This window comes from Rhizorhabdus sp. GW822-FHT03C02 (assembly GCF_058801765.1).
This window is the reverse complement of the sequence record NZ_JBXANN010000005.1, coordinates 1-16,342: the sequence shown is the minus strand read 5'-3', so window position 1 is coordinate 16,342 and position 16,342 is coordinate 1. Positions and strand designations below refer to the sequence as shown.

Here is a 16,342-nt window from a genome sequence, read left to right as displayed (position 1 = left end):
GGGATCGAGGGGGGCGCGCAGCCAGGGGCTCGATGCCCTTGGCGCAGCTTTTTCGGAACGCTGGGAGGCTCGCTACGCTCGCGACCCACCCCCGGCCCCTCCCTTGCAGGGAGGGGAGAAGAAGCTAAGGTCTGCTCATGCTGCACCGCGCCATCGCCCTCGTCGCCCTCGTCCTCTCCTCGACCACAGCCCTCGCCCAGCCGATGGTCTCGGCCGCCGATCCCCGCGCCGCCGCGGCGGGGGTCGAGATATTGAAGAAGGGCGGCACCGCCGCCGATGCGGCGGTCGCGATGATGCTCGCGCTCGGGGTGATCGAGCCCGGCCATTCGGGCATCGGCGGCGGCGGCTTCATGGTCTATCACGATGCGAAGACCGGCAAGATCAGCAGCTATGATGCGCGCGAGGCCGCGCCGGCTGCGGCCGACGGTCGCTGGTTCTACGGCGCCGACGGCAAGCCGATGGGGATCCGTCAGGCGATCCCCGGCGGACGCAGCGTCGGCGTGCCCGGCGAGCTGCGGCTGATGGAGGCCGCGCATGCCGAACATGGCAAGCTGGCATGGAAGCAGCTGTTCGTGCCCGCGACGAAGCTCGCGCGCGACGGCTGGGCGATCACCCCGCGCTTCAACAATTTCCTGACCCGGATGCCGGCGACCGGCTTCTTCAACGACTGGGCCAAAGCCTATCTCTACACCGCCGACGGCCAGGCCAAGGCGGTCGGCACGGTGGTGAAGAATCCCGAACTCGCCGCCTTCTACGACAGGATCGCCCAGCATGGTCCGGGCTATTTCTATGTCGGCCCCTCGGCGCAGACGCTGGTCGCGACCGTCAACGGCGCCGCGCGCAACCCGTCGAAGATGACGACCGGCGATCTCGCTTCCTACCAGGTGCGCGAGCGCCCGCCGGTCTGCGCGACCTATCGCACCTACAAGATCTGCGGCATGGGGCCGCCCGCCTCGGGGCCGACCATCGTGCTGATGATCCTCAAGCAGCTCGAACGCTTCGACATGGCGAAGCTCGGCAAGGATTCGCCGGTCGCCTGGCATCTGTTCGCCGAAAGCTCGCGGCTCGCCTATGCCGATCGCGATACCTGGCTCGGCGATCCCGACTATGTGAAGGTCCCGGTCGAAGGGCTGCTCGCGCCCGATTATATCGCGGCGCGGTCGGCACTGATCTCGCCCGACGGCACGATGGCGACCGTCGCCCCCGGCACCCCGGCCGGTGCGCCCGCTTTCCAGCGTGCCGATCTGCAGCCCGAACATGGCACCTCGTCGCTGACCGCGGTCGATCGCTGGGGCAATGTCGCCGAGGCCACCGTCACGATCGAAAGCGTGTTCGGATCGGGCCAGAGCATGAACGGCATCTTCCTCAACAACCAGCTCACCGACTTCAACCTGGTGCCGGAGAAGGACGGTTATCTCACCGCCAACCGGGTCGAGGGCGGCAAGCGGCCGCGCAGCTCGATGTCGCCGCTGATCGTCTATGATGCGGCGGGCAAGGTTCGCCTCTCGATCGGCGCCGCCGGCGGATCGACGATCATCGCCCAGGTCGCCAAGGCGCTGGTCGGGGTGCTCGACTGGAAGCTGACCGCGCAGGACGCGATCTCGCTCGGCCTGCTCTATGCGCCGGCGCCCGGCGGCGTCGCCGAGAAGGACACCCAGCTCGAGCCGATGCTGCCCGCGCTCGCGGCGCTCGGCGAGCATCTCGAGGTCATGCCGCTCGGGCTCAAGGCCAATGCGATCGAATGGCGCGACGGCGCCTGGGCCGGTGCCGCCGACCCGCGCAGCGAGGGCGTGTCGATGGGCGTCGACGGCAAGGTGGTGAAGCCGGCGGCGCAGGCGCTCCAGCGCGACCGGCCGTCCGAGTAACCCCGCGTCGGCGGCGGGCGGCGCGATTTGCACCATGCTCCGCCTCGATTTTGGCTGTAACGCGTTGTCTCTATCCATGGCGGTGCCCCCCGGCCTATAGCCGGATCAGAGGCGCATAGACGCGGTCAGGAGAGACGATGCGGGTTTTCGAGCATTTCCCGAACCTGGTGACCATGTTCTTCACGCGGGCGCAGGAAAATGGCGACAAGCCTTTCCTGTCGGCGAAGAAGGACGGCGCCTGGGTCGCCATCAGCTGGGCCGAAACGGCGCGGCAGGTCGCGTCCTTCGCGCGCGCGCTGCGCGCCGAAGGTCTGAAGCCCGGCGACCGGGTGGTGCTGGTGTCCGAGAACCGGCCCGAATGGTGCATCGCCGATCTCGGAATCATGGCGGCGGGCTGCGTCACGGTGCCGACCTACACCACCAACACCGAGCGCGATCACGCGCATATCCTCGAGAATAGCGGCGCGCGGGCGGCGATCGTGTCGAATGCGAAGCTGGCCCAGACGCTGCGCCCGGCGATCGTCCGCTCCTCGACCTGCGAGCTGCTGATCGCGATCGATGCGGTGCCGGCGGGTGGCGTGCGGATCGTGTCGATGGCCGATATGACCGGCGACCGCGATGTCGACGTCGCGGCGGTGCGCGGCGAGACCAATTTCAGCCGCGATGACCTTGCCTGCCTGATCTACACCAGCGGCACCGGCGGCGCGCCGCGCGGGGTGCGCCAGCATCATGGCGCGATCCTGCTCAATGTCGCCGGCTGCATCGACATCATCGCCAATGATTTCTTCTGGGGCGACGAGGTGTTCCTGTCGTTCCTGCCGCTCAGCCATGCCTATGAACATTCGGGCGGCCAATATCTGCCGATCGGGCTGGGTGGGCAGATCTTCTATGCCGAAGGGCTGGAAAAGCTCGCCGCCAATATCGAGGAGGTCCGGCCGACGATCATGGTGGTGGTGCCGCGGCTGTTCGAGTTGCTGCGTGCGCGGCTGATCAAGACCGTCGAGAAACAGGGCAAGGTCGCCCAATATCTGCTCGACCAGGCGCTGGTGATCGGCAAGCGCGAGACTCCGCGGCTCGCCGACCTGCCGATGCGGCTGGCGGTCAACCGGCTGCTCAAGCCCAAGGTCGCCAAGCGCTTCGGCGGCCGGATGAAGGCGCTGGTGTCGGGCGGCGCGCCGCTCAACCCCGATATCGGTCAGTTTTTCGGCTCGCTCGGGCTGACCCTGCTCCAGGGCTATGGCCAGACCGAATCGGGCCCGGTGGTCGCGTGCAATCGGCCGGCGGCCGGAATCAAATATGACACGGTCGGGCCGCCGCTGAAGGGGGTCGAGGTCAAGATCGCCGAGGATGGCGAGATCCTGATCCGCGGCGAGCTGGTGATGCACGGCTATTGGCGCAACGAGGCCGAGACCGAGCGCGTGCTCAAGGACGGCTGGCTCCATTCGGGCGATGTCGGCCATCTCGACGAGAAGAACCGGCTGATGATCACCGACCGCAAGAAGGATCTGATCGTCAACGACAAGGGCGACAATGTCGCGCCCCAGCGGATCGAGGGGATGCTCACCCTCCAGTCCGAGATCGCCCAGGCTGTCGTATGGGGCGACCGGCGGCCCTATATTGTCGGACTGATCGTGCCTGATGCCGAGTGGATGGTCGAGTGGGCGAACGCCAACGACTATAAGGCCGATTTCGGCGCGCTGAAGGAATTGCCCGAGTTCCAGCGGGCGCTGATGGCGGCGGTCGACCGGGTCAATCGCGATCTCTCGGTGATCGAGAAGGTCCGCCGCATCGCGATCGCCGACGAGCCCTTCTCGATCGAGAACGAACAGATGACCCCGTCGCTCAAGGCGCGCCGCCATGCGATCCGCGCGGTCTATGGTCCGCGGCTCGACGCCCTCTACAAGGGTTGATGGGCAAAGGTTAACAACCGTGACGCAGACGTTTCAATCACTTGGCCCGGGTGAACGATTGCGTTAATCCACAGGCTGGGGGACCTGGGGGCATGTTTTCCGACCGTATCGACGACGCGATCTATGACGCGGGACTGAATGACGAGGCGATGCGCGCGCTCGGCGACCTGCTGTCGGCCGAACTCGACGCGCAGGGCTGCTGGGTGCAGCGCGTCCATCCGGCGAACGGTGAGATGCTGACCGCGTCGGGGTTCGACATCGTCGCCGACAACGATATCTATATGGAGCGCTTCTACAGCATCGATCCCTGGCTGGCGAAGGGGATGAGCCTCGGCGCAGACCAGGCGCACAGCCTCGACAGGCATATCGCGCTGGGCGGCTTCCTCAGCGGCGAATTCTACAATGAATATCTGCGGCCGCGCTCGGACTATGCGCATTGCATGGGCGCGCATTTCACCTTCGACGGTCAGCCTTATGCGATCTCGCTGCAGCGGACCCGCGAGGCGGGCGCGTTCAGCCTGGAGTCCGAGGCACGGCTCGACCGGATGCTGCCGCATCTCAAGCGCGCGCTGACCACCCATTGGCGGCTGCGCCACCAGGCCGACCAGATCGCCCGGCTCGAACTGGCGCTCGAGGCCGAGCCGCTGACGATGCTGATCGACCGCGGCTTCGGCCTGTTCTGGTCGAACCGCCCGGTCGATGCCGATTCCGACTGGCCGTTCCGCCTGACCGCGGTCGGTGGCCGCCAGCGCCTGTCGTCGACCACCGCGATCGGCCGCGCGATCCGCGAGGCGACCGCCGGCGGTGCCGCCCAGAGCAACATCGTCCGCGCCGGCCGCTGGGTGGTCGAGGTCGATCCGGCGCTCGATCCGCCGAGCGGCCGGCCGATGGCGCTGGTCCGGCTGCGCGACACCGACGGCGAGGCCGCGCGCCGGGTGCGCCGCGCCGGCGCGCATTTCGGCCTGACCGGCTCGGAGGAGCGGCTCTGCGCCAGTTTGATGCGCGGCCTGTCGTTGCAGGACCATGCCGATCTGGCGGGCACGATGATCTCGACGGTGCGGTCGCACCTCAAGAGCCTGATGGCGAAGATGGGCGTGTCCCGGCAGGCCGAAGTCGTCGCCGTATTGGCCGAAATGGGGCGCTGACGGGCGATAGCGCCGGTTTACTCCCGCATCGCCTCGGCTGCCAGGGCATCCGCTTCGATCAGCAGCGCATCGTCGGCGGTCCCCTGCGCGACCGTCTCGCGGCCGATCAGCACCAGCACCGGCACCGCCAGCGGCGACACGCGGTCGAGCGCGACATGGACGATATGGCTGGCCGCCCGCTCGATCAGCGCGCCGAGCCGCCCGACGTCGGTCATCTTCAGCCGGGCATCGGCCCAGGCCGCGTCGAGCAGCAGATGGTCGGGTTCGTAGCGGCGCAGCACGTCGTAGATCAGGTCGGTCGAGAAGGTGACCTGGCGCCCGGTCTTCTTCTTGCCCGGATGCTGGCGCTCGACGAGCCCGCCGATCACCGCGACCTCGCGAAAGGCGCGCTTGAGCAGCGCCGATCCCTCGACCCACTGGACGAACTCCTCCTCGAGGATCTCCGCGGAGAACAGGGCGGCGGGGTCGGTCACCGGGTGCAGCGAGTAACAGGCGAGCGCATAGTCGCTGGCGACGAAGCCGAGCGGCATCAGCCCCGCGCTCTCCATCCGCCGGGTGAGCAGCATGCCGAGCGACTGGTGCGCGTTCCACCCTTCGAAGCTGTAGATCACCCAATAATGCCGGCCCTGGTGCGGAAAGGTCTCGACCAGCAGCTCGTCGGGGGCGGGGAGGCGCGAGCGGCGGCCCTGGGCCTCGAGCCATTCGCGGACATCGGCGGGAAAGCGCGGCCATTCGGCGGGCTCGTGGAGATAATGGCGGACCCGGTCGGCGAGATGGGTCGAGATCGGCATGCGCGCGCCGCCATAGGTCGGGATTCGCGCCGGCTTGGCGGTGGCGCGGACCAGCAGGTCGGTGCCGTCGATCTTCTGCACCTCGAGCGCGAGCCCCATGAAGAAGAAGCAGTCACCCGGCGACAGCGTCGCCGCGAAGCCTTCCTCGACCTTGCCGAGGCTGCGGCCGTTGCGGAAGCGCACGTCGAGCATCGGCGCCTCGACGATGATACCCGCGTTGAGCCGGTGCTGCGCGGCGAAATTGGGGTGGCTGATCCGCCAGCGCCCGTCGGGATCGCGGGTCAGCCGGCGGAAGCGGTCATAGGCCTTGAGCGCATAGCCGCCCGAGGCGATGAAATGGAGCACCCGGTCGAAGATCTCGGGGGTGAGCGTCGCATAAGGCGCGGCGCGGTTGATCTCGGCGTGCAGATCCTCGGCGACGAACGGCCCGGCACAGGCGATCGCCATCACGTGCTGGGCGAGCACGTCGAGGCTGCCGGCCCGGAACGGATCGGCGTCGAGTTCGCCGGCCTCGATCGCGTCGAGCGCGGCGCGACCCTCGAGATATTCGAAGCGGTTGCCGGGGACGAGCACCGCCTCGCTCGGCTCGTCGAGCCGATGGTTGGCGCGGCCGATCCGCTGGAGCAGCCGCGAGGCGCCCTTGGGCGCGCCCATCTGGATCACCAGGTCGACATCGCCCCAGTCGACACCGAGATCGAGGCTCGCGGTCGCGACCAGCGCGCGCAGCCGGCCGTCGGCCATCGCGCCTTCGACCTTGCGGCGCGCCTCGCGGCTCAGCGATCCGTGGTGGATGCCGATCGGCAGCCCCATCGCATTGGCCTTCCACAGATCCTGGAAGATCAGCTCGGCGAGGCTGCGGGTGTTGCAGAAGATGATCGTGGTGCGGTGGGTCTCGATCTCGGCCATCACCTGCGCGATCGCGTAGCGCCCCGAATGGCCGGCCCAGGGGATGCGGTCCTCCGGGATCAATATGTCGATCCTGGGCGGCGCGCCGGGATCGCCCATCACCAGCGCGACCCGCTCATAGTCGCCGTCGCCCGACAGCCAGCCGCGATAGCTGTCGGGATCGGCGATCGTCGCCGACAGCGCCACCCGGCGCATATCGGGGGCAAGCGTCGCCAGCCGCGCGATCGACAGCGCGAGCAGGTCGCCGCGCTTGCCGGTGGCGAAGGCATGGACCTCGTCGATGACGATCGTCTTGAGCGACGCGAACATCGTCAGGCTCTCGGGATAGGAGAGCAGCAGGCTCAGCGACTCGGGGGTGGTCAGCAATATCTGCGGCGGCTTGGCGCGCTGGCGCGCCTTGCGGTCGGACGGGGTGTCGCCGGTGCGGGTCTCGACCCGGATCGGCAGCGCCATTTCCTCGATCGGGGTCAGCAGGTTGCGCTGGACGTCGACCGCGAGCGCCTTCAACGGCGAGACATAGAGGGTGTGCAGCCCGTCCTGCGGCGCCTCGACCAGTTCGGCCAGCGTCGGCAGGAACCCCGCCAGCGTCTTGCCCGACCCCGTCGGCGCCACCAGCAGCGCATCCCGCCCCGCCCGTGCCGCCGCCAACATCTCCCGCTGATGCCGCCTTACATCCCACCCCTTCGCGGCGAACCAGTCGGTCAGGACGGCGGGGATGGGGACATCGGGCATCAAGGGCACAGATATGTGGTGCCGAACCCACCGAGGCAACCACAGCCATTTTATGGCGCTGAGTGGTGTCAGGCCGAGGCGAAAATAGTGAATTTCGAGACCCGGCGCGCAGCGTACTTCCGTACGTGAGCACCGGAGCGCAGAAAGGCGCTATTTGCAGCCCGGCATGACGCCGCTCAGCGCCATAAAATAGAATGGCCCTTGCTCCGGGGGCGAGGAGCAAGGGCCGACCTAGCGTTCGTCACGCAGGCGGGTCACGAAGGGGAACCCGGGCAACAGGGGGGAATCCCGGGGGCCTCGTGGCCGCTGAAGGGGTATTAGGCTCCCAACCCTGTCGCCCGGATGAACGGTCCGATTATTTTCCCGGACCCTTCGGCCGTGGGTCGTCCCAACGGAACGCCCTGTCGGAAATCGGCCCGCCATAACGCTGATTCGTCAGCCGGACGGTCGACCGGCCGTTCTGCGCATCGAGCACGCTCCAGCCCTGCAGGACGAGGCCGCCCGGGCCCGATCCGGGGGCGAAGGCGATGCTGATCGTCCCGAATTCGGGATGTTTGGGGTCGCGGCCCTCGATCATGATCGTGCCGGCGACCGGGCTCGGAACGACCCGGGCGAAGCGCGACAGGTCCTTGCTCGGGTCGATCAGCGCCGACAGCGGCGATCCGCCGACCGGCCAGCGCGACACCTGCCGCACCGAATAGTCGATCATCGTCAGCCAGTTGCCGTCGCCGACGATCAGCAGCGGCACCCCCTTCTGATATTCGAAGCGGACCTTGCCCGGCTGGCGCAGGGTGAGGGTGCCGGTCACCGCCTTGCCGTTGCGGTCGGTCTGGATGAAGCTCGCGGTCAGCGTGGTGATGCCGCGCAGATGCCCCTGAACCTGCGCCATCGTCGCATTCTGCGCGACGGCCGGGCTGGCGAGGGCGACCGCGGCAACGATCGGAACGAGAAACGGGCGCATGGCGGTCCTGAACTGACAGAGGGGCGACCGCCTTTGGACGGTCGCCGCTGAATTGGGAATGAAGGCGAAACGTTACGGCCCGCCAATGTTTCCCATAGAGCCGGGATGCGCGTCGAAGACAACGTAGCCTTTAGATCTTGTGGGCGCTGTCCAGCACCGCCGACCAGGCATAGCCGCGGCGGATCGGCTTCCAGGCGAGCATCAGCCGGTGGCGCGCGGCGACGATGTTGAGCGCCGACGCCAGCTCGGCGCGCGGGGTGACGTCGAACTTGGCGAGCCAGACAAACAGCAGCCGACGAAACGGCGCGGGCAGGCGCTCCTGCTGGCCGAAATCGACCAGGTGCAGGCGACCACCGTCGGCGACTATCGCGGTCGCCATGTCGATCGCCGCGCGCCAGTCGGGGATCATCGACAGCGTGTAGGACAGGAAGATCCGGTCGAACGCCGGCACGCCGAACAGCGCGGCGGGGTCGAAGCCGGTGGCATCGCCCTGCGCCAGCCGGATGCGGTCGCCCAGGCCGGCGCGGTCGATATTGGCCCGCGCGGTCGCGAGCATCTCGGCCGAGATGTCGAGGCCGAACAGCCGCGTCTGGGGGTAGCGCCGCGCCGCCTCGATCAGGTTGCGGCCGGTGCCGCACCCGACCTCGAGCAGCGTGGCGCCGGCCGGCGGATCGAGCGCGCGGATCATCGCGTCGCGGCCGAGCAGATAATATTTGCGGCTGAGGTCGTAGATATGCCGCTGCCGGCGGTAGATGCGGTCCATCCGCGCCGCATCGTCGGCGACGGGGGCATCGGCGGCCGGCAGCGCGACGGTCATGCGTCGGCCAGCACGTAGAGGTGCATCCCGCCATAGATCGACGAGCGGTCGCGGCGGGTGAAGTCGCGCGAGGCGACTTCTTCGTAGCGCCAGCGGCCGAGGATCGCCTCGGGCACCCGGCCGGGGAGCAGGGTCGGTTCGGCGGCGGTGCGGAAGATCACCCGCGCGCCGGGCCGCGCGGTGCGGCCGATCTGGGTCCAGAGCTGGGTCAACTGCTCGTCGGTCATCCAGTCCTGCGCGTCGAGCAGGACATAGCGGTCGCGGCTCGCATCGGGACAGCCCGCCAGATAGTCGATGAAGTTCATGTGGAGGATCTCGACCCGGTCGACCCGTTCGGTCACCGCGCCATAATTGTCGGCCTCGAGATAGGGCGGGACCGGCGCCGCCGGGCCTTCGCCATAGCCTTTGCCGAACGCCTGCCAGGCGAAATAATTCTGGCCGATGTCGAAATCGCAGGCGAGCTTCTCGGTCCGGTCGCGCAGCACCTTGATCATGCCCTCGGGCTCGTCGCCGAGCAGCGCGCGATATTGCGCCGGCGGGATGCCGAGCCCGAACAGCGAGGCGGGATTGCTCGCCAGCCAGCGGACGAAGCGCTTCTCGAACATCGGCGCGAAACGGGTCTCGAAGATCGCGCGCTGCTCATCGATCGAATTGGCGGCGAGGATCTCGCGCGGGTCGATCCCGTAGAGCCGGGCGAGCAGCTGGGTGCCGCCGATGAAGCGGCCGAGCAGCCCGCGCCGGTAGATATTATGCGCGAAGCCGTCGATCCGCTGCCGCCCGATCAGGTCGCGACCCTCCCAATAGCGGCGCGAGGTCTCGTCGAGATGCGGCGCGACATGCTCGCGATAGGCGGCGACATTTTCGGGCCGGTTGGCCTCGCCGAAGAAGCGGTGGAAGCTGGCATGGTCGGGCAGGTGCCGCGCCGCGACCAGCTTGAGCCGGTTGAGCGCGACATGCGCGGTGTTGAGATCGACCGCGCTGATCTTCGCGGGGCCTGCGGTCAGATAGGACAGGACGTTGCAGCCGCCGCTGGCGATCGTCACCAGATGCGAATCGGGCCGAAGCTGGAGCGCCTCGAGATCGACCGCGGGGTCCTCCCAGATCTGGGCATAGACCAGCCCGCGAAAGGCGAAGGTGAAGGCGCGCTCGAGCAGCCCTTGCTTGCTCAGCTGTTCGTGACGGTGGACCGCCTCTCCCAGCCCCTTGCGGTTCCTGCGCGCCAGTGCGGTGTCCATCAAAGCCTCCATCGTGATGGAAGCACGCGGTACGACAATCGCAAGTCGGGTCGGTGACGACTATTCTACAAAGCTGTGACGGTGGGATCGTCGCCGTCAGCCGGCGTCAGTCCGCCACCACCGGCAGCAGCACCGCGCTGGCGCTGACGCCGCCGACCGACACGCTCTGGGTCGCCTTTTTGTAATCGCCCGGCTTGGCGAAGAAGATGTTCGACACATAGCTTTGCGGGTTGCGGTCGTAGAGCGGGAACCAGCTCGACTGGATCTGGACCATGATCCGGTGCCCCGGCTGGAAGCTGTGGTTCACCGTCGGCAGCTCGAACCGGTAATTCTCGACCTTGCCGGGTTTGAGCGCATGCGGCTTGTCGAAACCGTCGACATAGCGGCCGCGGAAAATCTCCATGCCGACGCCGAGCTGATAGCCAGCGAGCTTCGGATCGGCGGTCAGCTCGTCGGGATAGACGTCGATCAGCTTGACCACCCAGTCGCTGTCGGTGCCGCTGGTCGCCGCGAACAGGTCGACCATCGGCCGGCCGAGGATATGGACCGCGCTGGTCAGCGGTGGGGTGACATAGGTCAGCACGTCGGGGCGGCCATCGGCGAAGCGCTGGTCGGCGACCAGCCAGGGCTTCCACACGTCGCCGTCGCCCCAATGGACCGGGCGCGGCACGAACGGCACCGGCTTGGCCGGGTCGGAGACATAGCTGTCGGCGGTCTTCGCGGCGGGCTTGTCGAAACCGAGGCCGAAGCCGGGTTCGAGATAGAGCGGGGTCAGCCTGGTGTCGAAGATCCCCGCGGTCGGCTGCCAGCGGTCGACCCCGGTCTCATAGGTCAGCACCGGCGGGGTCGATGCCGCGGGGGCGCCGTCCTTGAGATACTGGTCGAGGAACGGCTTCATCACGTCGCGGCGAAACTGGAGCGCGGTGTCGCCGGCGAAGCGCAGATTCCCGAGCGACGATCCGTCATAATTGACCCCCGAATGGCGCCACGGGCCGACCACCAGGTGGAGCTTGCCATCCTTATCCTTGGGCTTGAGCGCGCGATAGACCGCCGGCGCGCCATAGCTGTCCTCCTGGTCCCACTGGCCGACCACCAGCATCGTCGGCACGGTGAACGGACGCTTGGCGAGCAGCTTGTCGAGCGCCTGCTCCTGCCAATAGGCGTCATAGGCAGGATGCTCCTGCATCTTGCGCGCGGCGGGCAGCGTGTCGAGGCCATAGGCTTTCACATAATCGCCCGCCGATCCGGTCTTCAGCCACAGATCATATTGGTCGCCGCTGCCCGATGCGACCTTGTCGCCGTCGCCCGACTGCGCGGTCTGGCCGGTGAAATAATCATAGGCCGGCTGGCGGAAGGCGCCGTTGTGGAACCAGTCGTCGCCCATCCAGCCGTCGACCATCGGGCTCATCGGCACGACGGCTTTCAGCGCCGGATGCGGGTCGATCGTCGCCATCAGCGTGGTGAAGCCCGGATAGGAGGATCCGGTCATCCCGACCCGGCCATTGGTTTCGGGGACATTCTTCACCAGCCAGTCGATCGTGTCATAGGCGTCGGTGGCGTGGTCCACCGCAGTATCGTTGAGCGGCCCGCGCAGCGGCCGGTTCATCACATAATCGCCCTCGGACTTGTTGCGCCCGCGGACATCCTCATAGACCCGGATATAGCCGCCATCGACGAAGGTCGCGTCGGAGATCGGCAATATCTCCTCGATCTTCTGGCTCGGGTTGCGGCTGGTGGTCTTGCTCGCATTATAGGGGGTGCGGGTCAGCAGGATCGGCGCGTTGGCGGTGCCCTTGCGCATCACGATGACCGCGAACATCTTCTTGCCGTCGCGCATCGGGATCATCACCTCGCGGCGGATATAATCGGCCTGGGGGGTCGTCGCGGTGAAGCTCGGCGGGATATCGACCGCCATCGGCGGCGTCTGCGCCGGCCCGGCGGTCGCGAGCGCCATCAACCCCAGTCCGGCCACCATCCGCATCGTCATATGATCACCCCTGCCTGAATTGTCATCCCGGCGGAGGCCGGGATCTCGGGAGGCAAGGGCGCGCGCTAACCTCCTGAGATCCCGGCCTCCGCCGGGATGACGAGCTAGTTTAACTCAAGAACCGCCCCAGATCGGCGACGTCGATCAGCACTTCGCGCCGGCCGACATGGTCGGGGGCGCTGACGATATCGTCCTTCTCGAGCCGCTCGATCAGCCGCGCCGCCGAGTTGTAACCGATCCGCAGCTGGCGCTGGAGCCAGCTGGTCGAGGCCTTGCGGTTCTCGACGACGAGCTGGATCGCGCGGCGATAGGTCTGGGTCTCGGGATCGTCGGGGCCGGCCGGCGCGCCCTCGAGCGCGAAGCCGCCATCCTCGGGCTCCTCGGTCACGGCGGTGATATAATCGGGGGTGCCCTGGCCGCGCCAATGGTCGGCGATCGCGCGGACCTCCTCGTCGCTGACGAACGGGCCGTGGACGCGGGCGATCTGCTTGCCGCCGGGCATGTAGAGCATGTCGCCCTTGCCGAGCAGCTGTTCGGCGCCCTGTTCGCCCAGGATCGTGCGGCTGTCGATCTTGCTGGTGACCTGGAAGCTGATCCGGGTCGGCAGGTTCGCCTTGATCACGCCGGTGATGACGTCGACAGACGGCCGCTGGGTCGCCATGATCAGGTGGATGCCGGCGGCGCGCGCCTTCTGGGCGAGCCGCTGGATCAGGAACTCGACCTCCTTGCCCGCGGTCATCATCAGGTCGGCGAGCTCGTCGACGATCACCACGATCTGCGGGAGCGGCTCATATTCGAGCTTTTCTTCCTCGTAGATCGGCCGACCGGTCTCGGCATCATAGCCGGTCTGGACCTTGCGGCCGAGCGGCTGGCCCTTGGCTTTGGCGTTGCGCACCTTCTCGTTGAAGCTGGCGAGCCCGCGCACCCCGACCGACGCCATCATCCGGTAGCGGTCTTCCATCTGCTCGACCGCCCATTTGAGCGCGCGCACCGCCTTTTGCGGTTCGGTCACCACCGGCGACAGCAGATGGGGGATGTCGTCGTAGATGCTCAGTTCGAGCATCTTGGGATCGATCATGATCATCCGGCACTGGTCGGGGGTCAGCCGGTAGAGCAGCGACAGGATCATGCAGTTGAGCCCGACCGACTTGCCCGATCCGGTGGTGCCCGCGACCAGCAGATGCGGCATCGGCGCGAGATCGGCGATCACCGGATCGCCGCCGATATTCTTGCCGAGCACCAGCGCCAGCCCCGACACATCCTCGAACGCATCGGAGGAGATCAGTTCGGACAGGACGACGCCTTCGCGCCGGGCATTGGGCAGCTCGATGCCGATCACCGTGCGTCCCGGGATCACCGCGATGCGCGCCGACATCGCCGACATGTTGCGGGCGATGTCGTCGGCGAGCGCGATCACCCGGCTCGCCTTGATGCCGGCGGCGGGTTCGAGTTCGTACATGGTGACGACCGGGCCCGGGCGGATCTCGGTGATCCGGCCCTTGACGTTGAAGTCGTCGAGCACGCTTTCGAGCAGCCGGGCGTTGCTCTCGAGCGCGGCCTTGTCGATCTTGTGCGCCGGATTCATCGGCGGTGGCGGCGCCAGCAGGTCGAGCGGCGGCAGCTTGTAGGTGTCGCCGAGCGGCAGTGAGCTCTGGCGATCGCGGGTCGCCGCCTTCGCCGAAGGCGTCGTCACCTTCGGGCTCGACGCGATCACCGGCGGCGGTGCGCTCGGTTCGTCCTCGTCGATCCGGGCGTGGCGCGGCGGCCGCGGCGGCACCGGCACCCGATCGATCGTCGCGATGTCGGCGGGATCATAATCCTCGTCCTCGTCATAGGTCTCGCGCGGCGCGCGGGCATAGGCGCCGCGGCGCAGCAGCCAGTCGCGCTCGTCGGCCATCAGCCCGAGCCCCCACAGCCACAGCGACAGGCCGGCGATCGCGAATAGCGCGGCGGCGGCGAGCCGCACCGCATTGGCGGCCAGCGGGTCGGCGATCTGGGCGAGCCCCAGGCCGATCAGCGCGGCGCCGCCGAGCCCGAAACTGCCGCCGAAGCCGGCGGGCAGTCCGGCGACCGAGCCGCCGCGGAACAGCGCCAGGCCGACGCCCAGCACGATCGCCGCGAGCAGCGCGACCAGCAGCGACCGGCCCCAGCGCCCGACCGGCGCGGCGCGCCACAGCCGGAAGCCCCAGATCAGCCCGAGCGGCAGCACCAGCGCGACCGGCAGCCCGAACAGGCTGAGCGCCAGATCGGCGATCCAGGCGCCGGGCGCACCGAGCACGTTGCGCTCGGGTCCGCCGGCGGCGGTGTTGAGCGCGGCGTCGGTGACATGATAGCTGATCAGGGTGAAGGCGAGCGCGATGGTGCCGCCGATCAGCAGCGCCGCGGCCAGGATTCCGCCCGCGCGCTGCCCCATGGTCCGCAACGTACCACCCGTCCTGCCTTGATCGACCGCTCTTGTCGCCATGTCCTGACTCCGGACGTCTGCGGGGGCGCCTGGCCGGCGTTGTGCCCCAAATGTTCCGATCGGCGGACAATGCGCATGGCTTGGACTCGCGGTCAAGCGAAGCCGCTTGGCGCTGCGGCGGATGAGGTTCTATGAGGGCGGCATGGAACGTCAGGACGTCATCATCCTCGGCGGCGGGCTGGTCGGCCTGACGCTCGGCATCGCACTTGCGAAACATGGGCTGGCGACCACCGTCGTCGATCCCGCCGATCCGGCGAAGACGCTGGCGGCGGGGTTCGACGGCCGCGCCTCGGCGGTGGCAAGCGCGCCGTGGCGCATGCTCCAGGCGATCGGGGTCGGCGCCCTGCTCGAGGGCAAGGGCTGCCCGATCGCGGGGATCAAGGTCCAGGACGGGCTCAGTCCCGAGGCGCTGACCTTCGAACCCGATGCCGCCGACGGTGCGCTCGGCCATATGTTCGAAAACCGGCTGCTGCGGATCGCGCTGCGCGAGGCGGCGCTGGCGACCGCGGGGTTGACCCTCGAAATCCCGATGAAGCCGGCGGCGGTCGAGCGCGATCGCGACGCGGTCCGCGTCACCCTGGCCGACGGCCGGGTGCTGACATCGTCGCTGCTGGTCGGTGCCGAGGGACGCCAGTCGCCGACCCGCGACGCCGCCGGCATCACCATCGCGCGCTGGAGCTATGATCATGTCGCGATGATCGTCTCGATCGCGCACGACAAGCCGCACGGCGCGATCGCCTATGAGATCTTCTACCCCAGCGGCCCGTTCGCGCTGCTGCCGCTGCCCGACGGCGACGACGGCAGCCATCGCTCGGCGCTGGTCTGGACGGTCGATGCGAAGGACGCGCCGGCGATGCTCGGCCTGCCCGATCGCGCTTATGCCGCCGAGGCTAAGAAGCGGATGGGCGACATGCTCGGCGACATCCGCATCATCTCGCCGCGGTCGAGCCATCCGCTCGGCTTCCACCATGCCGCGCGGATCACCGACAACAGGCTCGCGCTGGTCGGCGACGCCGCCCATGGCATCCATCCGATCGCGGGGCAGGGGGTCAATCTCGGCTATCGCGACGTCGCCGCGCTGACCGAGGTGCTGGTCGAAGGGATGCGGCTCGGCCTCGATCCCGGCGATGCCCAGCTGCTCGCGCGCTATCAGCGCTGGCGCAGCCTCGACACCTTCCTGGTCGCCTCGACCACCGACGGGCTGACCCGGCTGTTCGGGATCCCCGGCCGGCCGGCGCGCGCGGTGCGGCGCTTCGGGCTCGCCGCGGTCGAGCGGCTCGGCCCGCTCAAGGGCCGCTTCATGGCCGAGGCGCGCGGCGAGACCGGCGCGCTCCCGCGATTGCTTCAGGGGTTGGCCGTCTAGAGCATGTCCTGATCAGATTGATCAGGACATGCTCTAAAGAACGAAGAGCAAATAAGCCGGCGTTCAACCTTGAGCGGTGGTCTGCGCGTCGATAGCCATGGACCCCGCAACAAGATCCCATGGGGAGTGGATAGTGACCGCCGCTCTGCCAGAGTGAGGTTGCTGA

The 16,342-nt window shown here is 68.1% G+C and carries 10 protein-coding genes; 4 read left to right on the top strand and 6 right to left on the bottom strand.

Translation table 11 applies throughout. The annotated features are described in order from the left end of the window. Positions 1 to 137: 137 nt before the first annotated feature. The 3 genes from ggt (at position 138) to AC1RM6_RS14340 (ending at position 4,920) form a co-directional block, all read left to right on the top strand. Positions 138 to 1,865, top strand: coding sequence for a gamma-glutamyltransferase (ggt, locus tag AC1RM6_RS14350; RefSeq protein ID WP_493102317.1), 1,728 nt, complete (start codon positions 138 to 140; stop codon positions 1,863 to 1,865). 137 nt (positions 1,866 to 2,002) lie between these two features. Next, positions 2,003 to 3,775: an AMP-dependent synthetase/ligase gene (locus AC1RM6_RS14345; RefSeq protein WP_493102316.1), complete on the top strand. Its 1,773-nt coding sequence runs from the start codon at positions 2,003 to 2,005 to the stop codon at positions 3,773 to 3,775. Positions 3,776 to 3,867: 92 nt separating this feature from the next. Beyond that, positions 3,868 to 4,920, top strand: a complete 1,053-nt coding sequence (locus AC1RM6_RS14340) for a helix-turn-helix transcriptional regulator (RefSeq protein ID WP_493102314.1) — start codon at positions 3,868 to 3,870, stop codon at positions 4,918 to 4,920. Between the two features lie 17 nt (positions 4,921 to 4,937). On the opposite strand, the gene AC1RM6_RS14335 is transcribed toward AC1RM6_RS14340, so the two are convergent. The 6 genes from AC1RM6_RS14335 to AC1RM6_RS14310 all read right to left on the bottom strand — a co-directional run bounded on the left by AC1RM6_RS14335 (position 4,938) and on the right by AC1RM6_RS14310 (position 14,813). Further along, positions 4,938 to 7,349 (bottom strand): ligase-associated DNA damage response DEXH box helicase, encoded by a 2,412-nt coding sequence (locus AC1RM6_RS14335; protein WP_493102312.1) that lies wholly within the window; start codon positions 7,347 to 7,349, stop codon positions 4,938 to 4,940. A 355-nt stretch (positions 7,350 to 7,704) separates the two neighbouring features. Then, on the bottom strand, positions 7,705 to 8,310 hold the full coding sequence (locus AC1RM6_RS14330; RefSeq protein WP_493102310.1) for a LolA family protein: 606 nt from the start codon (positions 8,308 to 8,310) through the stop codon (positions 7,705 to 7,707). Positions 8,311 to 8,440: 130 nt separating this feature from the next. Next, positions 8,441 to 9,127 (bottom strand): class I SAM-dependent methyltransferase, encoded by a 687-nt coding sequence (locus tag AC1RM6_RS14325; RefSeq protein ID WP_493102308.1) that lies wholly within the window; start codon positions 9,125 to 9,127, stop codon positions 8,441 to 8,443. Further along, the gene (locus AC1RM6_RS14320; RefSeq protein ID WP_493102306.1) at positions 9,124 to 10,362 is read right to left on the bottom strand and encodes a BtaA family protein; all 1,239 of its coding nucleotides are present in this window, start codon (positions 10,360 to 10,362) and stop codon (positions 9,124 to 9,126) included. Before AC1RM6_RS14320 ends, AC1RM6_RS14325 begins: the two co-directional genes overlap by 4 nt. A 106-nt stretch (positions 10,363 to 10,468) precedes the next feature. Then, positions 10,469 to 12,349 carry a CocE/NonD family hydrolase gene (locus AC1RM6_RS14315; RefSeq protein WP_493102304.1) on the bottom strand — a complete coding sequence of 627 codons (1,881 nt, stop codon included), beginning with the start codon at positions 12,347 to 12,349 and terminating at the stop codon, positions 10,469 to 10,471. 109 nt (positions 12,350 to 12,458) lie between these two features. Then, a complete protein-coding gene (locus AC1RM6_RS14310) occupies positions 12,459 to 14,813 on the bottom strand; it encodes an FtsK/SpoIIIE family DNA translocase (RefSeq protein WP_493102302.1) in 2,355 nt (784 codons plus the stop codon). A gap of 142 nt (positions 14,814 to 14,955) precedes the next feature. On the opposite strand from AC1RM6_RS14310, the gene AC1RM6_RS14305 reads away from it, so the two are divergent. Next, positions 14,956 to 16,176: an FAD-dependent monooxygenase gene (locus AC1RM6_RS14305; RefSeq protein WP_493102300.1), complete on the top strand. Its 1,221-nt coding sequence runs from the start codon at positions 14,956 to 14,958 to the stop codon at positions 16,174 to 16,176. Positions 16,177 to 16,342 lie beyond the last annotated feature (166 nt).